General features: G+C 59.1%; 17 protein-coding genes. 7 read left to right on the top strand and 10 right to left on the bottom strand.

Annotated elements, in window-relative coordinates; genetic code table 11:
• Positions 1-115: 115 nt before the first annotated feature.
• The 3 genes from GGE33_RS04460 to petA are packed head-to-tail and all read right to left on the bottom strand — an operon-like array spanning position 116 to position 2942.
• The gene (locus GGE33_RS04460) at positions 116-997 is read right to left on the bottom strand and encodes a cytochrome c1 (protein WP_148147488.1); all 882 of its coding nucleotides are present in this window, start codon (positions 995-997) and stop codon (positions 116-118) included.
• Between the two features lie 20 nt (positions 998-1017).
• Positions 1018-2352, bottom strand: a complete 1335-nt coding sequence (locus tag GGE33_RS04455) for a cytochrome b (RefSeq protein WP_183821392.1) — start codon at positions 2350-2352, stop codon at positions 1018-1020.
• A gap of 11 nt (positions 2353-2363) precedes the next feature.
• Positions 2364-2942, bottom strand: a complete 579-nt coding sequence (petA, locus tag GGE33_RS04450; protein ID WP_148147486.1) for a ubiquinol-cytochrome c reductase iron-sulfur subunit — start codon at positions 2940-2942, stop codon at positions 2364-2366.
• Positions 2943-3320: 378 nt separating this feature from the next.
• On the opposite strand from petA, the gene GGE33_RS04445 reads away from it, so the two are divergent.
• Entirely contained in the window at positions 3321-4265 is a 945-nt protein-coding gene (locus tag GGE33_RS04445; protein ID WP_183821391.1) for an endonuclease/exonuclease/phosphatase family protein, read from the top strand.
• Between the two features lie 4 nt (positions 4266-4269).
• On the opposite strand, the gene GGE33_RS04440 is transcribed toward GGE33_RS04445, so the two are convergent.
• From GGE33_RS04440 to GGE33_RS04430, 3 genes are all read right to left on the bottom strand, one after another.
• The gene (locus GGE33_RS04440; protein ID WP_246435732.1) at positions 4270-6135 is read right to left on the bottom strand and encodes an ABC transporter ATP-binding protein; all 1866 of its coding nucleotides are present in this window, start codon (positions 6133-6135) and stop codon (positions 4270-4272) included.
• 131 nt (positions 6136-6266) lie between these two features.
• On the bottom strand, positions 6267-8198 hold the full coding sequence (locus GGE33_RS04435) for a methyl-accepting chemotaxis protein (RefSeq protein WP_394353615.1): 1932 nt from the start codon (positions 8196-8198) through the stop codon (positions 6267-6269).
• A 210-nt stretch (positions 8199-8408) separates the two neighbouring features.
• Entirely contained in the window at positions 8409-10262 is a 1854-nt protein-coding gene (locus GGE33_RS04430; RefSeq protein ID WP_183821388.1) for an ABC transporter ATP-binding protein, read from the bottom strand.
• A 357-nt stretch (positions 10263-10619) separates the two neighbouring features.
• On the opposite strand from GGE33_RS04430, the gene GGE33_RS04425 reads away from it, so the two are divergent.
• Together GGE33_RS04425 and GGE33_RS04420 are read left to right on the top strand one after the other, a co-directional pair.
• The gene (locus GGE33_RS04425; protein ID WP_183821387.1) at positions 10620-11084 is read left to right on the top strand and encodes a tRNA (cytidine(34)-2'-O)-methyltransferase; all 465 of its coding nucleotides are present in this window, start codon (positions 10620-10622) and stop codon (positions 11082-11084) included.
• Positions 11085-11210: 126 nt separating this feature from the next.
• The gene (locus tag GGE33_RS04420) at positions 11211-12863 is read left to right on the top strand and encodes a sodium-dependent inorganic phosphate transporter (protein ID WP_183821386.1); all 1653 of its coding nucleotides are present in this window, start codon (positions 11211-11213) and stop codon (positions 12861-12863) included.
• Positions 12864-12887: 24 nt separating this feature from the next.
• Here the strand turns inward: GGE33_RS04420 and GGE33_RS04415 are convergent, their stop codons facing one another.
• A complete protein-coding gene (locus GGE33_RS04415; protein WP_183821385.1) occupies positions 12888-13145 on the bottom strand; it encodes a hypothetical protein in 258 nt (85 codons plus the stop codon).
• 179 nt (positions 13146-13324) lie between these two features.
• On the opposite strand from GGE33_RS04415, the gene hemF reads away from it, so the two are divergent.
• From hemF to GGE33_RS04400, 3 genes are all read left to right on the top strand, one after another.
• Entirely contained in the window at positions 13325-14239 is a 915-nt protein-coding gene (gene hemF / locus GGE33_RS04410; protein WP_183822358.1) for an oxygen-dependent coproporphyrinogen oxidase, read from the top strand.
• A 127-nt stretch (positions 14240-14366) separates the two neighbouring features.
• On the top strand, positions 14367-14639 hold the full coding sequence (locus GGE33_RS04405) for a hypothetical protein (protein ID WP_183821384.1): 273 nt from the start codon (positions 14367-14369) through the stop codon (positions 14637-14639).
• A 110-nt stretch (positions 14640-14749) separates the two neighbouring features.
• Complete coding sequence (locus GGE33_RS04400; RefSeq protein WP_148145602.1) at positions 14750-14938, top strand: DUF1059 domain-containing protein; 189 nt, start codon at positions 14750-14752, stop codon at positions 14936-14938.
• Between the two features lie 61 nt (positions 14939-14999).
• On the opposite strand, the gene GGE33_RS04395 is transcribed toward GGE33_RS04400, so the two are convergent.
• The 3 genes from GGE33_RS04395 to GGE33_RS04385 are packed head-to-tail and all read right to left on the bottom strand — an operon-like array spanning position 15000 to position 17529.
• A complete protein-coding gene (locus GGE33_RS04395; RefSeq protein ID WP_183821383.1) occupies positions 15000-16262 on the bottom strand; it encodes a CCA tRNA nucleotidyltransferase in 1263 nt (420 codons plus the stop codon).
• Positions 16259-16909, bottom strand: a complete 651-nt coding sequence (locus GGE33_RS04390; protein ID WP_183821382.1) for a CoA pyrophosphatase — start codon at positions 16907-16909, stop codon at positions 16259-16261. The genes GGE33_RS04395 and GGE33_RS04390 overlap by 4 nt, the downstream gene beginning before the upstream one ends.
• Positions 16906-17529: a DUF1285 domain-containing protein gene (locus GGE33_RS04385; RefSeq protein WP_183821381.1), complete on the bottom strand. Its 624-nt coding sequence runs from the start codon at positions 17527-17529 to the stop codon at positions 16906-16908. Before GGE33_RS04385 ends, GGE33_RS04390 begins: the two co-directional genes overlap by 4 nt.
• A 195-nt stretch (positions 17530-17724) precedes the next feature.
• Between GGE33_RS04385 and GGE33_RS04380 the strand changes: the two genes are divergently transcribed.
• Positions 17725-18738, top strand: a complete 1014-nt coding sequence (locus tag GGE33_RS04380) for an AAA family ATPase (protein WP_183821380.1) — start codon at positions 17725-17727, stop codon at positions 18736-18738.
• The last annotated feature ends 27 nt before the right edge of the window (positions 18739-18765 follow it).

Genomic DNA, 18765 nt, shown 5'->3' with positions numbered 1-18765 from the left:
CTCCGTCGTCTTGCGGCAGGATCTTTCCGTACCAGTCGAACGAGCGGCCTGTTGAAGATGCGCACATGAAAAAGGCGGCCGAAGCCGCCTTCTCTATCTTTGACCCGGCTTCGGATCAATGTTCCTTATTGGCATAGACCGACTTCTTCGTCAGGTAAATGAGCCCGCTGAAGATCACCAGAAATACCATGACCATGAAACCGGTCCGCTTGCGTTCTTCCAGATGCGGCTCCGCAGCCCACATCAGGAAGGCAGCAATGTCCTTGGCATACTGGTCCACCGTCTGCGGCGAGCCGTCGTCATAGGTCACCTGATCGTCTGCGATCGGCGGGGCCATGGCAAGCGAGGCGGCATTGGCGAAATAGGGATTGTAATGCCCACCTTCCGGCACTTCCACACCCGCTGGCGGCTCCTGATAGCCGGTGATCAGCGAGTAGATATAGTCGGGGCCGCCTTCCTGATACTGGGTGAAGATATCGACGACGAATTGCGGGAAGCCGCGCGTGATACCGCGTGCCTTGCCGAGCAGCGAGAAGTCCGGCGGTGCAGCCCCGTTATTGGCCGCCGCGGCGGCCTGGTGGTTGGGGAACGGAGACGGAAAATGGTCGGACGGCACACCGGCACGTTCGAACATTTCGCCATCGTCATTCGGTCCGTCCTGGATCTGATAGTTGGCGGCAAAGGCTTTCACCTGTGCTTCCGAATATCCGAGATCGCCCAGCGTCCGGAAAGGCACCAGCTCCATAGAATGGCAGGCGGAACAGACTTCCGTATAGACCTTCAAACCACGCTGAAGCTGCTGCTTGTCGTAATGGCCGAAAGGTCCGGCAAAGCTCCATTTTACATTCTTTGGATGGTGGATCGGATAATGCGGTGTAGCACCCTCCGCATGGGCTTCGGCCCCGGCGGCCTCGTGGTTTTCCTGAGCATTGGCCTGGGCGATGCCCAATCCGGCCAGAAGCGCCAGGGAGAGAAGGCTTGTAGCAAGCTTTTTCATGTGTCGATCCCTCTCCGCGCTCACGCCGTGGCCTTGGCCGGTTCGGTCGTATCCGAGCCTGCCTTCTTGCTCTTCTGCTCCAGCACCGCTTCGGTGATCGAGTTCGGAATTCGCCGTGGCGTTTCGAACAGGCCGAGAAGCGGCATGATCACCAGGAAGAAGCCGAAGTAATAGAGCGTTCCCAGCTGCGAATAACCGACGTAATTGCCCTTCAGATCGCCGCCGAACAGCAGCGCGATGAGCCCGCCACCTTCCGCCGGCATGGCACCGAGCCAGCCGAGGAAGATCGAGTTGGCAACGAAGATCCAGAAGAACAGCTTGTACCAGGGACGGTAGACGGCCGATCTGACCTTTGACGTATCAAGCCAGGGCAGGAAGAACAGGATGATGATCGAACCGAACATGACGAGCACGCCGCCGAGCTTGCTGTCAATCGGTCCAACATTGAAGGTGATCGCACGCAGCATCGCGTAGAATGGCAGGTAGTACCATTCGGGCACGATATGCGCCGGAGTCTTCAGGGCGTCGGCCGGGATGTAGTTGTCCGGATGGCCGAGATAGTTCGGCATATAGAAGATGAACCAGGCATAGACGATCAGGAAGACCGACACGCCGAACGCGTCTTTCAGCGTCGCATAGGGCGTGAAAGGCACCGTATCGGTCTTCGACTTCACCTCGACACCAGTCGGGTTCGTCTGGCCGGTGACATGCAGCGCCCAGACGTGCAGCACGACGACGCCGGCGATCATGAACGGCAAGAGGTAGTGAAGCGAGAAAAACCGGTTCAGCGTCGGCTGATCGACGGCAAAGCCGCCGAGCAGGAACTGCTGGATCCACTCGCCGACCAACGGGAAGGCGGTGAAGAAACCGGTGATGACCGTTGCGCCCCAGAAAGACATCTGTCCCCAGGGAAGCACATAGCCCATGAAGCCGGTCGCCATCATCAGCAGATAGATGACGACACCAAGAATCCAGAGGATTTCGCGCGGCGCCTTGTATGAACCGTAATAGAGACCGCGGGCAATATGCAGATAAACCGCGATGAAGAAGAAGGATGCACCGTTGGAATGCATATACCGCAGCAGCCAACCATGATTGACGTCGCGCATGATCTTTTCAACCGAGACGAAAGCTTCGGCCGTCGAGGCTGTGTAATGCATTGCCAGCACGACGCCACTCAGGATCTGCACGATCAGCATCACCGAGAGCATCGCACCGAATGTATAGGCGTAATTCAGGTTTCGCGGCACCGGATAGGCGACGAAGCTGTCATACACCATGCGCGGCAAAGGCAGCCGCTGGTCGATCCACCGTTCGATCCCCGTCGACGGTTGATAAGACGAATGTCCACTCATATGTCAGCCCCTCACCCGATCCTGATCACGGTATCGCTTGCGAATGCGAATGTCGGAATTGCAAGGTTCTGCGGTGCAGGACCTTTTCGGATGCGGCCCGCAGTATCGTAATGCGAGCCATGGCAGGGACAGAACCATCCGTTGAAATCGCCGGACTGGCCAAGCGGAACACAACCGAGATGGGTGCAGGAGCCGATCATCACGATCCAGTTTTCCTTGCCTTCGCCGGCAGACCGGTCGAGGCCGGTCGCCTCTGCATCCGCCGCGATATTGGCGTTGCGGGCGACGGGATCCTTCAGGTCGGACAGTTGAACGGCATTGGCTTCTTCTAGTTCCTTGGGCGTGCGGTTGCGAATGAACACCGGCTTGCCGCGCCATTTGACGGTCAGCGACATGCCTGGTTGCAGCGCTGCGACATTCACCTCGATCGAGGCGAGTGCCAGTGTCGACGCATCCGGGCGCATCTGGTCGATAAATGGCCATGCAACGGCCGCAGCACCCACAGCGCCGGCCATGCCGGTCGTCAGATAGAGGAAATCGCGGCGCGTGGGTTCGCTCACCGTTCCTTCACTTGGATTATGCTCACTCACGGTTCAACCATCCTCTCATGCAATGTCCCTGTCATCCGCATGCCTCCTCCTGGCTGTGGTCAACCTCCGTCACCATAGATCGAACACCGATTCCCCAGCAAGCTAGTGCGATCTTTGATTTGATCGCAGATAAACTTGCCGCTTGGCAAGGCCTACGACCGGATGAAGGAACACGATTTCTATTTTGGCATGTAATCGACAGGGCACTGCAACATTGTCTTGCGACACTATGCAGCGGCCATGATTTAACCTGCGATATCAATGAGGAACTTGATTTGGATCAAGCGCATTTCGCAGCCATGAGAAGCAAACATGTTGCGTTGCAAGAGACATTTGCGCGTGCTAATTCATCAATCAAGTGAAGCTTCGGACCCGATCATGACCTCAAGAAAGATCCTTTCCGTTGCAATCTGCGTCATCGTGTCGCTCGTAATGCTGGCAATCGGCACGCGATACCCGCATCCACACTGGATGTTCGCCACGCTTCACAGCCTCCAATTACACGCGGCCGTGGCATGCAGCCTGAGCATGCTTTTTGCGCTAGCTCTCCACCGCAACATCGTCTCCCTGCTTCTGCTCGCCGGATCGCTGGCCCTTGCCGGCCATGCCGTAATCATGGGGCGGGAATACACAGGGATGGCGATGGAAAACGACGCCAATGCCCCGAGCTTCAGCCTGCTCTCCTTCAACATCCTCAAGGAAAATGAGGAAAACGGGGAAGCGATTGCGAGGATGATCGCCAATTCGGGCGCCGATGTCGTCAACATCATGGAAGCCGAACCACTTGAGGCGCACCTCTCATTGCTTGGCTCGAGCTATCCCTACCATATTGGCTGCGGTGTTCTGACCGCCGGATGCGATCAGCTGATGTTGTCGAAGACACCGCTCGAGCGAGGAACGATCCGAAGCCTGAGCACACTCTTCAGCGACCGCTTCATTCTGGCCGAAACGGAAATCAGAGGACACAAGGTCAATATTGCCGGTATCCACACGACCAAACCCTATTTCGATGAATTCCAGACCGTAGAGCTGGTGCAAGCCACCCTCGCCATGGAAAAGATGCAAGGCCCGCTTGTCCTTTCGGGTGATTTCAACGCCTCGTCACTGGCTCCCAATATCCGCAGCTTCTTTACTTGGACGGGGCTTAGAACTGCATCATATGAACCACCGACATGGCCTGTCAGCCTCGGCAAGTTCGGACTGCCGATCGACCATGTCTATGTCCGGGCGCCGTTGAAGATCAGATCGATCTCCACTCTGCCAAGCGCTTATGGGTCAAATCATGCAGGACTGATGGCAGATCTCGTCATCAGCAACCAGTGAAGACCTATTGTGCGGCATCGGCGGCAAGAAAGCCGCCTGTCTGGCGTGACCAGAGTTCGGCATAAAGGCCGCCTGCGGAAACCAGTTCGCTATGCGTCCCCTCTTCCACGATCCGCCCCTTGTCCATCACGATCAAGCGGTCGAGCATGGCAATTGTTGATAGACGATGGGCAATGGCAAGCACTGTCTTGCCTTGCATGAGACCGTCGAGGCTCGCTTGGATTGCGGCCTCCACCTCTGAATCGAGCGCCGAGGTCGCCTCGTCGAGAATGAGGATCGGCGCATCCTTGAGCATGACGCGGGCAATCGCGATCCTTTGCCTCTGCCCGCCCGAAAGCTTCACGCCACGTTCGCCCACATGCGCATCGAAACCTCTGCGCCCGCGCTGGTCCACCAGATTGGCGATGAATTCGTCCGCCTGCGCCTTTTCGGACGCGGCAAGCAGTTGCGCATCGGATGCATCCGGGCGGCCGAAAAGAATGTTGTCGCGGATAGAGCGATGCAGCAGCGACGTGTCCTGAGTGACCATGCCTATCTGTGCTCTCAGCGTTTCCTGGCTGACCTTGGAAATATCCTGGCCATCGATCTCGATCCGGCCGCCTTCCAGGTCGTAGAACCGCAGGAGCAGATTGACGAGCGTCGACTTGCCCGCTCCCGACCGGCCGATAATGCCGACCTTTTCACCGGCACGAACGGTCAGATTCAGATGATCGATGACGCCCTTGTCTTTTCCATAGTGGAAACTGACGTCATTGAACCGGATCTGCGGCCGCTCGACCTTGAGCGCCTGCGCGCTGGGCACATCGGTCAACCCGATTGGCTGAGAAATCAGCTCGGCCGCGTTCTGTACCGTGCCGAAATTGCGCATGATCCCGTTGAACTGCGTCATCAGGCGACCAAGCAGGAAATTCAGCCGCAGCACCAGTGCCAGCGTGAAGGCGACCGCACCAGCGCTGATATTGCCCTGCAGCCAGAGATGGATGCAAAGCGCCGCCATCGACGTGATCATCACACCCGATAGCAGCGCCATAGATGCCCGAACGCCGGTGATGAACCGAGTAAACATCAGCGTCGTCGACTGAAACGTGTTGAAGCCCTCTCGCATGTAGCGGTCATTCGCCTCGTCGCGACCGAACAGGCGCAGCGTCTGGATATTGCTATAGGCGTCGACCATCCGGCCCGATAGCATCGAGGCAGCCTCCGCCGTCTCCTTCGAATGGTAGCGGATACGCGGCACGAAATAACGTGCGAGCGCGGCAAAGATCGCCACCCAGGCCAGCACCAGCACCGCCAGCCGCCAATCGAGTCCGCCGACCAGCATCAGCATCGACGCCGAATAGATGCAGACGAACCAGACACTTTCCATCAGCGAGGTCACAAGGTCACCCGCCGCCTGCCCGCCGGACCAGACCTTTGTCACGATCCGTCCGGCAAAATCGTTCTGGAAGAAGGACAGGGATTGCCGCGCCACGTGCTGATAGGACTGCCAGCGAACCAGATTATAGAACCCCGGCGTGATGATCTGCTGATCGACAAGCGCGGTCGCCAACGTCACCAGGAAGCGTACGACGCCAATCAGTACCAGCATCCCGCCAAGTTCCCAGCCATGCGCGGCCAGAAGACCGTCCCATCCCTGCGCGCGATCGATGCTGGCCAGAATATCGACGAGACGGCCGACAAACCAGAACAGCGCTGCCTCGATAGCAGCCGTCAGCCCACCGAGAACCAGCATGGCGAGAAATGGCGTCTTGGCCTGCCGTACATAGAACCAGATGAAGGCAATCGTTCCTTCCGGCGGCCGCAGGTCTCCCTTTTCGGCAAAGGGGCGAATACGTGTCTCGAAAAAACGGAAGAACTGGGTAATGGCCATGGCAACGGATATATGCCGGTTCCGCAATGCGGCAAAGGGCACCGAGATTACATTTCGGCAAGGATATCCGGGAGCCGGACACGCAAACGGCGGCCGAAGCCGCCGTTTGTTCATATTTTGTCAGGCGAAACTTAGAATTCCGACCATTCCTGCTTCACAGCCGCAGCGGAGGAACCGCCACCGAACGCCGAAGCGATCCGGTTGCCAAGAGCACGAGCAGGTGAAACGGCCGGGCGCGATGCAGGTGTGGCTGCGCTCGGCGCAGTTCCGGCGGCCCTTGTGCCTTCACCGAGATTGAACTGCGCCAGCAATTCGGTCAGCGCCGCGGCCTGGGTTGCAAGGCTGTGGCTTGCCGCCGTCGTCTGCTCCACCATCGCTGCGTTCTGCTGCGTGCCCTGGTCCATGTGATGAACCGAAGTACTGATCTCGGAAAGACCGGTGGACTGCTCGCGGGCCGAAACCACGATCGAGCCGACATTGGTGTTGATCCGCTGCACTTCGGAAACGATCGTCTCCAGCGCCTTGCCGGTCTCACCGACCAGCGTCACGCCGTCCCGCACCTTTTCGCCGGACTTGGTGATGAGAGACTTAATCTCGCGGGCGGCATTGGCAGAACGCTGGGCAAGCTCGCGGACTTCCTGTGCCACGACAGCAAAGCCCTTGCCGGCTTCACCGGCACGTGCGGCCTCGACACCGGCGTTGAGAGCAAGCAGGTTCGTCTGGAAGGCGATGTCGTCGATCACGCCGATAATATTGCCGATCTCTGCAGAGGACTGCTCGATCGCTTCCATCGCGGCAACGGCCTGGCGAACGACCTCGCCGGAGCGCTCGGCGCCGACGCGCGTCTGATCGACCAACTTGCCTGCTTCACCGGCACGCACAGCCGAATCCTTCACCGCCGTCGTCACCTCCTCCAGCGCCGCAGCGGTTTGCTCGACGGAAGCCGCCTGCTGTTCGGTGCGTTTGGAAAGATCGTCGGCCGCAGAACGGATTTCGTTCGCACCTGCATCGATCATTCGCGCATTGTCGCCGACCGAACGCAGTGCGGTCTGCAGCTTGCCGACCGATTCGTTGAAGTTGACACGCAACTGATCCAACTGACCGGCGAACTGCTGATCGAGACGAACCGTCATGTTACCATCGGAAAGGTTCTTCAGACCGCCTGCCAGAGCCTCCACGGCAAACGACACTTCGGCCGCCTCACGCGCCTTTCGCTCTTCGTTGGCGATCCGCTCCCGCTCGCCCATCGAGCGGTTGGCTTCGGTCTGTTCCTCAAGACGAACCCGCTCCAGCGCATTGTCGCGGAAAACGGCAACAGCAGCTGCCATGTCGCCGATTTCATCCGCGCGACCGGCATAAGGAATGGTGATCTGATTGTTGCCCGCAGCCAGGGACTGCATGGAATCGGTGATTTCCGTAATCGGGCGCGTCACGCGGAAAAGGCTGAGCATGGCTGCGCCGATAGCGATCGCAACGGCAAAGAGAACGCCGATGATCGTCGAGACATAGACGAACTGCGCCATCTCCTTGGTGATCCGGCCGTCCTCGACGCTGCGAACCTTGTTGTCATCGATCAGGCCCTTGAGCACATCGCTAGCCTCGGCACCCTTCGGCACCATCTGGGCAATCATATCCCTGGCTTCGTAAACTCGCGACGAGCTGACCAGCTGGACGAACTGAGCGCCCATGGCGTCATAATCGGCAACGAGCTTCTGAAGGGCCGCGTATTTTTCCTTCGCAGCCGGGATAGTGATGCCCTGCTCGTAATTGTCGAAAGCTTCGGCACGCACTTTATTGGCCGCCTGAAGCCGCTCGATCATCTGCTTTTTCTCGGCGGCATTCGGCGCGGCAAGCGTCATCAGATAAAGCTGCCGGACATCGGACAATACACGGTCCATATTGGCGATCAGGAGAGCGCGCTCCATGCGGCGGCCGATCGTGTCCGCCTGCGTCTCGATCTGAGCGACCGATCGCATGCCCAATGCGCCCTGAACAATAAGGATGAGAACGGTGATACCAAAAAGGGCGGGTAGAAGAAATTTGATTTTTATCGTGTTCATCATCTCAAACCATCAACAATACGCAATGGTGCCATGCACCATACGCATCCCTGACAGTTACAGATAAACAAAGGCTTACCAGCCGATGCTAATTGATAGCATCGAAAAAAGTGCGACAACGAATACCCCTAAAAAGAACTGGGCGTGTATTTGTCCTTACGCATTATGTCGCAGCGGCTTCGCCCGCGAGCCCCATAAAAAGGAAACGGCGGATTACTCCGCCGCCTCTTCTTCCGTCGATTGATCGCCCAGGAAACCGCCGGACTGGCGGTGCCAGAGATCGGCATAGATACCACCGCCGGACGCCAGTTGCTCATGGGTTCCGGTCTCCACGATGCGCCCCTTGTCCAGCACGATCAGGCGGTCCATTTCGGTTAGCGTCGACAGCCGATGCGCGATCGCGATCACCGTTTTGCCTTCCATCAACGCGAACAGGTTTTCCTGGATCGCAGCTTCGACCTCGGAATCGAGTGCCGATGTCGCCTCGTCGAGCACCAGGATCGGCGCATCCTTGAGGAACACGCGGGCAATTGCGATACGCTGGCGCTGGCCGCCAGAAAGCTTCACGCCCCGCTCACCCACATGCGCATCGAGACCGGTACGCCCCTGCAGGTCGGACAGCCCCTCGATGAACTCGAAGGCATTTGCCCGTTTTGCCGCCTGGATGATCTCGGCATCGGTCGCATCCGGACGGCCATAGGCGATGTTGTCGCGGATGGAACGATGCAGCAGCGATGTATCCTGCGTCACCACGCCGATCATGCCGCGCAAACTATCCTGCGTCACCGACGAAATGTCCTGACCATCGATGGTGATCCTGCCGCCTTCCAGATCGTAGAAGCGCAGAAGCAGGTTCATCAGCGTCGTCTTGCCGGCGCCTGAACGCCCAACCAGGCCGACCTTCTGGCCGGCAGCAATGTCGAGCGTCAGTCCATCGATCACGCCTTTGCTCTTCCCGTAATGGAAGCGGACGTTTTCATAGAGGATGTGACCCTTCTTGGTCGCAAGCGGGCGAGCGCCATTGGCGTCCGTCACATCATGCGGCTTGGTCATCATGTTCATGCCGTCATAGACCGTGCCGATAGCCTCGAACAGCGCGGTTACTTCCCACATGATCCATTGCGACATGCCGTTGATGCGCATCGCAAGGCCGATGGCAACCGCGATCGAACCGACGCTGACGCCGCCCCCCATCCACAGCCAGATCCCGAGACCGGCAACGGCAAACACGGTGAGCGCATTGTTGAGATCGACGAAGATGTTCAAGAGGCTGATCTGGCGCATCTGCCTATGAACCGTACCAAGGAACTCGTTCATTCCTTCCTTAGCATAGCTCTCCTCGCGGCCGGCATGGGAAAACAGCTTTACCGTGCCGATATTCGTATAGCTGTCGACAATCCGCCCGGTCATCATTGAGCGCGCATCGGCCTGCTCGCTCGAAAGCTTGCGCAGCCTGGGAATAAAGTAGCGCAGGATCAGCACATAGAACACGAACCACAGGATCAGCGGCAGCACCAGCCGCCACTCGACGGCAACGACAAGCGCCAGCATCGAGACGAAAAAGCCGATCGCGTAAACGAAGACGTCGATGATCTTCATCGTCGCTTCGCGCACGGCAAGCGAGGTCTGCATCACCTTGGTCGATACGCGGCCGGCAAATTCGTTGGCAAAGAAGGCCATGGAATGCCGCAGCAGGAAGCGGTGCATCTGCCAGCGCGCGATCATCGGATAATTGCCCGCAAGCACCTGGTGCATGGTCACCGTGTGGACGGCCCCGGCAAGCGGCAGGCCGACGAGCACCAGCACAGCCATCCAGATCAGCTTGCCGCCCTCATCGCTAAGGAAGGTCTGGCGATCGGCTGAGGCCAGCCAGTCGACGATATTGCCGAGGAATTGATAAAGCAACACTTCCGCCACGGCGATGATCAGTGAGCAGCTGCCAAGCAAAAGCAGCCACGGCCAAGCTGGCTTGGTATAATGCCAGCAGAATGCCAAAAGCCCCTTGGGCGGCAATGTCGGTTGGTCGTCGGGATAAGGATTGAGACGGCGTTCAAACCACGAAAACATCAATAAGCTCCGGCAGACGGACGTCTCTCAGGCGATCCGGCGACGAAAAGCTGCCCGGCTGCGACACTGAGAGAAAAATCAGGCATGGCCTCAAGCGGCCACGAACGGATCAGAAAAAGCGGATCAGTGAAGAAGAGACTTTGCGTGAACCGCGAAACGCCTCAGGCCAGACGAGTATCCGACTGACGGAGGCGCGAGAGCACGGTCATATCCATGTAGGCCTCCGTAATGGGCGTTAAACAGGCCGCCCTTCTACACGCTCGCGGCAAAATTGAAAAGACCCAATCAGCCGCATCCCCGCATCCGAACGGCTGAAAGGACTTGAGCGGCAAGCATCATCTCCGCTAATCAAAGGGCATGACCGACCTGCGCATCGCCCTTTACCAGCCTGACATTCCCGGCAATACCGGCACGATCCTGCGCCTTGCCGCCTGCCTTGGCCTCGGCGTCGACATCATCGAGCCCGCAGGGTTCGATATTTCCGATCGCAACCTGAAACGCGCCGGGATGGATTATCTGTCGGCGGTCTCACTCACCCGCCACGTCAACTGGGCTCAGTTCGATGAATGGCGCAGGTCGAGCGGACGCAGGCTTGTGCTTGCAACGACGAAATCGCCCGAGCCCTATACACAATTTGCCTATCGGCTGAACGACATCCTGCTTTTCGGCCGAGAAAGCGCCGGTGTGCCGGAAAACGTTCACGATGCGGTAGAAGGCCGTATCCTGATCCCGATGGTGGAAGGGCAACGCTCCATCAATGTGGCGATGTCCGCTGCGATGATTGCCGGGGAAGCCATGCGCCAGACATCCTGGCAACCATAGGCGCTTCGCGAAAACCCAAAAATCTGTCGCGCGCGGTGGCTTGATCACGTGCGGAAAAGGTCTATCATTCATTAGCCGGCAACGGAATCGCCCTCTGTTTTCCATGATCATTTCGGGGAGTTTGGAGTGCAATCGACGCTCGTCGTCATCAATATCCTGGGTGCGGTCGCACTGCTTCTCTTCGGCCTTGCACAGGTAAAGGAAGGTGTGACCCGCGCCTTTGGCGCTCGGCTGAGAACCGGGCTTGCCAACAGTACGAGAAGCGGTCCCCGCTCCCTCCTCTCCGGCCTCGTTGCAACGATCGCCCTGCAAAGCTCCACCGCCACCGCGCTGATGACCGCCTCCTTTGCCGAACGCGGTCTGGTCAATCCGCGCATGGCGCAGATCGTACTGCTCGGCGCCAATATCGGCACGGCCGTCACCGCCTGGCTGGTCGCGGCAGGAACCGAGGTCTTTGCGCCGCTGCTGCTGCTCGTCGGAGTGATCTTGTTGCGCAACGGCTCTGCTGCTCGAAAAGGCTTCGGTACGGCGCTGATCGGTATCGGCCTGATGCTTCTGTCGCTCCAGGTTCTTGGGCTGGCGACTGAACCGATGCGGCAATCGCCAGCACTTGCAGCATTTCTGAACCTGCTCGATTCCAGCTGGCTGGTTGCACTCCTCTTCTCCGCCGCTCTCGCCTTCGTCTCCTCGTCAAGCCTCGCGATCGTCATTCTGGTCCTGTCGCTGGCATCGAGCGGCATTGCCTCGCCGGGACTGGTCGTCGTCCTCATTCTCGGGGCAAATCTCGGCGGCGCGATCCCTCCCGTGGTCGCTACGCTGACCAGCCCGCCCGAAGCACGCCGCATCACGCGCGGTAACCTGCTTGTCCGCGCCATCGGCTGCGTTCTTGCTCTCCCGCTTGCCGGCATAGCCGCTGATCTTCTGCAGACATTGCCGATCTCGCCCGAAAAACTCCCGGTCGACGCGCATCTCGCCTTCAACCTTCTTCTGGCAATCATCGCCTGGCCCTTCGGCGGCCTGATCTCGGATCTCATGACCCGCCTGATCCCTGAGGAGCCAGAGAAGGAAACAGGCCCGCAATTCCTCGATCCGGACGAACTGGATGATCCCATCCGCGCACTCGCCAATGCGACGCGTGAAGTTCTGGGTGTCGGCGATCAGATCGAACGCATGCTGATCCGCACCGAAAATGCCTTCAAGCACAACGATCTTGCGCCCTTGAAGGAGATCGCCCTCCTCGAAGGCCGTGTCGACAGGCTGCAGCAGGACGTGAAACTCTATCTGTCGAAACTGGGACAAAAGGGACTGGGCGACGACAATGCCCGACGTTCGATCGCCATCATCGACTACGCCATCAACCTCGAACATATGGGCGATATCATCGAAAAGGGTCTCTGCGACCAACTGGGCAAGAAGATCGAAAAGGGCCTGAAATTCTCCGATGACGGCTATAAGGAATTGGCCGATCTCTTTGATCTCACGATCGACAATCTGCGCACCGCCCAGACGGTCTTCGTCACCGGCGACGTCAACCTTGCAAGGCGACTGATGGAGATAAAGGTCGATGTCCGGCGGCTGGAAAAACGCTCAGCGGAAAGCCATCTCGAACGTCTCAGAGCAGGCAGGCTTGAAAGCCTGCAGACGAGCTCGATACATCTCGACATGCTGCGCGATCTCAAACGCATCAACGCCCACATCGTCTCGGTTGCTCATCCCATTCTGGATGAAAGCGGCTCGCTCATCGAAAGCAGACTGAGGCAGGCGGAAAAACGATCCTGAGATCAAGATTAGCACCGTATGTGGTTAGTCCGCGCTCGGCAGGCGCCGCATGGTGAACTCGATCTGGTCACCCTCCAGTTGCCGCCAGCTTTCCACCTCGGTCCAGTAGGCAGCCTTGGGAAATTCCTCAAACCATTCTCGCGCCTTTTCGCGCGCGTCGATCCGCGACATCTGGTAGGTTTCGCGCACGAACATGCCCGAGCGCTGGCCAGCCATATGCTGCCGGTGGCGATCGATACGCCGCTTCAAGCCGTCGAGCGGCGGTGGTGTGAATTTCGCCATGAAAGCCTCTCCGCACCTTGCTAATAAACGAAGATAAGCGTGGTTCGCACGTTTTGCGAGTCCGATTTTCAATGGATGAGAAGCCTCGAAATGGCTGGTAGAATGGCCCATTAAAGCCATTGCTGGTATGGCGGGGAAAGAGGAGCCGAATCGACCGCACAATGACGAGAGGACGCATGATGGAACGACCGAACCTGCCGAAAGGCCTGCCCGAGGATATCGAAGATAAGAAGCAGGCAGCCCGTGCGTGGTTCGAAAACCTGCGCGATACGATTTGCGCCTCGTTCGAAGCGCTTGAGCACGAATTGACAGGCTCTCTTTCTGACCAGCCCCCCGGAGCATTCGTCGGCAAGGACTGGCTGCGCCATGAAGGCGAAGGCGGCGGCGGCCGCATGTCGATGATGGAAGGCCGCGTCTTCGAAAAAGTCGGCGTCCATACCTCCACCGTCCATGGCGAATTTTCACCGGACTTCCGCAACCAGATCCCCGGCGCGGAGGAAGACCCCCGTTTTTGGGCGTCCGGCATTTCGCTGATTGCCCATCCGGTCAACCCCAATGTCCCGACCGTTCACATGAACACTCGTATGGTCGTGACCTCCAGCAACTGGTTCGGTGGCGGCGCCGATCTCACCCCGATGTTGAACGACCGCCGCACGCAGGAAGACCCGGATACCCAGCTCTTCCACCGCGCCATGGAGATCACCTGCAGACGCCATGAGGCCGTCGCTGAATACCCGCGCTACAAGGCATGGTGCGACGAGTATTTCTTCCTGAAACACCGCAACGAACCACGTGGCATCGGCGGCATCTTTTTCGACTGGCTGCAGTCCTCGGAAGACAAGGGCGGCTGGAATGCCGATTTCGCCTTTATTCAGGATGTCGGACGCGCCTTCAACCTCGTTTATCCGCGCATCGTGCGAGCCAATTTCAACAACCCCTGGACGGAAGAACAGCGTGACGAACAGCTGGTACGCCGGGGCCGTTATGTGGAATTCAACCTGCTTTACGACCGCGGCACGATCTTCGGATTGAAGACGGGCGGGAATGTGGAATCGATCCTCTCTTCCCTGCCCCCGGCGGTACGCTGGCCGTAACCACAGCCAGCGTGATCACGAGCGCTCACGAACTTTTTTTCGTACGGCATCGTACATTTGATAAATGTCATACACGAATCGTCTCTCCCGGTGTTAGTTTGTGAAAATACACTGGGAGGAGTATCCGATGACTACATCGAATAGCATGCCTCGATCCGTCGCCCCCGTTGAAGGCGACGCAAACTCCAAAACACCAAGCAAGTCCGAACTCATTGACCGTCTCGCAATGGAGATGCGGGTAAAAAGCGGGGGTGAACTCCCTCTTTCCTTCTGCATTGCGCAGGTGAAGCGCCAGTTGGCCGGCTTTAAGCCGGATGCATCGGCAACCGATGAGACCCCGTCGATGCCCGTCAACCCGCCAGCGGGTTCGGTTTTCCAGTCCTGGGCCATCCGGGATTAGCTCTGGTCCTTGACCAGAGACCTTGCTTCGGAACCTCGACGCATTCTGACGGTTTATTCTCGGTCGCCCGATGCGGGGCGGCCGACATCAACCATAGGGAGGTAAAGGCCATGCGGCTTTTTGAATGCGGTACGCTTGTGCCCGGCTGCCAGTGGCACACGCGCGCGGAAGAAGACGCGGAGATCGTGCGCCGCGCCGTCGCGCATATGCGAAGCGATCACGGTGAACAGATAATCCGCGAAAACATGGTGGAAAACATCAAGGCACGTATCCGCAACGAGGAGATCGCGCCAGCCTGAAACAGGCCGCGCAAGATGGTGCAGCGACTTGGCGACGGCGACTTGCTTGAAGGCTTAGCGGTTAGCTTTGGCCGCTGGCCATATTCGCCAACCGGGCGGCCAGTTCGGGCCGCTCGGGCAAAAAGTTGCGGCTGATCCAGAACTCCTCAAGCTCTTTGAGTATCTCGCCAACCCGTTTTCCAGCCGGAACGCCCGCAGCGATTACATCGCCCCCCGAAAGCGGAAAGACCGGTTTCTGGTATTTTTCTGCCTTGGACAGAAGCTGAGAAAGCCTCGCGCTCTTGCGCATAGCCACCGGATCGCCCTCGGCGACCGCCCTGGTCGAAGCAAGCGCCAGTTTCAATCGGAATATCATGCCAAGCCGGTCATGCCGGTAGAGAAGCCGTGCGAAACCGACATCCGTTACCTCATCCGGTGGCATGGGCGTTGCCGCCCATTGTTGCAGCTTCAACGCGTCGGCATTCGACAATCTCAGCCGCTTTGCAAGCGCTTCGAGCCGCTCGACATCTGGCGGCACGATCGCCGCCAGCCGCAACAGCGGCTCTGGCTTCCAGCCGATCGCCCGTTCAGCAGCGACGAGAGCGTGAATGCCGTCAATGCCCCATTTTTCCGTCTCCGGCAGGATTGCCGTCAAAACGCCGGCCTGTCGCATCCAGAGCATCGCCCGTGACGGATCGGGTGCCCCGAGCAGTTTCTTCGTTTCGGTCCAGACGCGCTCGGCCGAAAGGCTCGAAAGCATGTCCTTGGCGCGCGCGCAGGCACGCAAGCCATCCGCATCCGGCCGACCCGAACCGTAATAGGCAAAGAACCGGAAGAACCGCAGGATACGCAGATGATCCTCCGCGATCCGCTGGCTGGCGTCACCGATGAAACGCACCGTGCGCGTCTCTATATCCTTCAGCCCCTCGACGAGATCGATCACCTCGCCCTTGGCATCCGCATAAAGCGCATTGATCGTCAGGTCGCGCCGTTCGGCATCCGCCGTCCAGTCGGTGCCGAACTCGACCACGGCATGGCGTCCGTTGGTCTCGACATCCCGTCTCAGCGTCGTCACCTCGAAGCCGCGGCCGTCGACGACCAGCGTCACCGTGCCATGCTCGATACCTGTCGGTACCGCCTTGATACCGGCAGCCTTTGCCCGCTCGACCACCATTTCTGGCCTAAGCGTCGTCGCGATATCGACATCGGCGACAGCAAGCCCCATCAGCGCATTGCGCACGGCGCCGCCTGCGACCCGCGCCTCGCCGCCATCGGAATTCAACAGCGCCATCACTTGGCCCAGGGCCGTGTCCTGAAACCAGGTCTCGCCAGCCACAGAAGTCATGCATAAAGCCTTTCATAAAGCGTGCGGAGGATACCGGCGGTAATCCCCCAAATATCCCGGTCCTCGTAGCGCATCAGATAGAAATGCCGCTCCGTGCCATCGAACTGGCGGCTGCCCTGCTGATGGTTCGCCGCGTTCATCAGAAACGACAGCGGCACCTCGAACACATCGTCCACCTCGGTCGGGTTGAGCGTCAGCTCGAAACCGCGCCTGACTAGGGAAAGCACGGGCGTGATGCGAAACCCCGATGGGGCATAATAATTCGGCAGTCGCGCCAATGGCTCGACAAAACTGGGATCAAGCCCGATCTCCTCACGCGCCTCGCGCAGCGCCGCCTGCTCGGGCGAACTGTCTTCGGGATCTATGGCTCCGCCCGGAAAAGCGATCTGGCCCGAATGTTTGCGCAGGCTTGCCGTCCGCTGCGTCAGGATGATCTTCGCCTCGTTTCCATCATCGATGACCGGCACCAGCACCGCCGCATCGCGCAGCTCGAGGTCACGCGCCAAGTTTACGAATTGCGGATTGAGCCGATGATCACCATGATCACCCCAGGCCGCATCGAGCGGCCTGCCGCTTTGATGCAGAGCGCGACGACGGAATTCTCCGGCTGAAAACGGTGCCGTCTCGTCCATGGTCAGGTCACTCATGATGCCAGCCGCTCCAGTTCGTCCGCACGCATGATCGGAAAGACCTCGCCCCCTGAGCGAACGGCAAACATCTCGGTCCCATCGATCGTGACAGTCTCCCCAAGCGCGACCAGCTCATACATCATCGCCCGTGAGACCAACGCCTCCAGCCGTCTGCGAACAAGCACATACGGCTTCAACTGCCGCTCTTCGCCAACAATATCGAACCTCAGAGGATGGGCCGCATCGACTTCGACAACATCCCCGACATTGGTGCGAAATGTGATCAGCGGAGCGCCATTTTGCTCCCCCGCCTGCATCTCGACCGCCACGAACGGCGCATCGACGACGCGGATTCCGACCTTTTCCACAGGCGTGACGAGATAGGTTCTGCCGTCGTCATCCTTGCGCAATACTGTCGAAAACAGCCGCACAAGCGACGCCCGACCAATGGGCGTTCCCATGTAGAACCAGGTACCGTCAGCCCGGATTTCCATGTCTAGATCGCCGCAGAAAGGCGGATTCCACTTGTCCACCGGCGGCAATCCGCGATTTTTGCCTCCCGATTGCTCGGCAGCGCGCGAAATCAGGGCCGCAAGGCCGGCGGCGTCGGGCGCCGAATTTATCGTCTCTGCTGCCATCATTCAGTCCCGGTTCGAAATTAATCGTTGACCGTCGCGATCATTCCTCACGAGATAGTCATTCGGAACGAGCTTGTCAGCCTTATTTCGGGTAATAGTTTCTGAGGCTAATGTACTTGCTGCGGTGCAACGACTCGTGCTGAGGGCAAGCACCCGACCGGCGTATGAATATCGACCTTGATTATGGAGAACGACATGGGCGTGATGAATCCAACCGAGGCCGTTCTTGACGAGAAGGCAATCGTCGCTGCCGCCGAAAAGGCGCTGTCCGATATAGCCGCCGTCCGCGAGGAAATCGCCAAGGTCATTTTCGGCCAGGAACGGGTGGTGGAAAACACGCTCCTCGCCGTCCTGTCCGGCGGCCACGCCCTGCTCGTCGGCGTGCCCGGCCTTGCCAAGACAAAGCTCGTCACCACGCTCGGCACGGTTCTCGGCCTCGATTCCAACCGTATTCAGTTCACTCCCGACCTGATGCCGTCCGATATTCTCGGCTCGGAAGTCATGGATACGGACGAAACCGGTCGCCGCTCCTTCCGCTTCATCAAGGGCCCGATCTTCGCCCAGCTGCTTATGGCTGACGAAATCAACCGCGCCTCGCCGCGCACCCAGTCGGCGCTGCTGCAGTCCATGCAGGAATATCACATCACCGTCGCCGGCCAGCGTTTCGATCTCCCCGCCCCGTTCCATGTTCTGGCAACTCAGAACCCGCTGGAACAGGAAGGCACCTACCCATTGCCGGAAGCCCAGCTCGACCGCTTCCTGCTGCAGGTCGATGTCCTCTACCCTGACCTTGATGCCGAACGGCAGATCCTGCTTGGCACGACCGGTCTTGCCGAAGCCAAGCCCCGCGGCGTCATCGATAGCGCCCGCCTGCAGGAAATCCAGATGCTGATCCGCCAGATGCCGGTATCGGACAAGGTGGTCGACGCGATCCTGTCGCTCGTCCGCTCGGCCCGCCCTGGTCATGGCAATGCCGATACCGACCGCCACGTCGCCTGGGGTCCCGGCCCACGCGCCGGCCAGTCGCTGATGCTGACCGCCCGCGCCCGCGCGCTCTATCAGGGCCGCCTCGCCCCCTCGCTCGACGATGTCTATGCGCTGGCGGAACCGGTTCTCGAACACCGCATGGCATTGAATTTCGCCGCCCGTGCCGAAGGCATGTCGGTGCGCGACGTGATCGCCGGATTGGTAAAGCAGGCCCGCGGATAATTTCCCTCGGGAATATTCGCCTCCTTG

The sequence above is a fragment of the Aliirhizobium cellulosilyticum genome (assembly GCF_014198105.1).
Taxonomy (GTDB): domain Bacteria; phylum Pseudomonadota; class Alphaproteobacteria; order Rhizobiales; family Rhizobiaceae; genus Neorhizobium; species Neorhizobium cellulosilyticum.
Note: the sequence above shows the minus strand (reverse complement) of the source record. Positions and strands in the feature narration are given on the sequence as shown.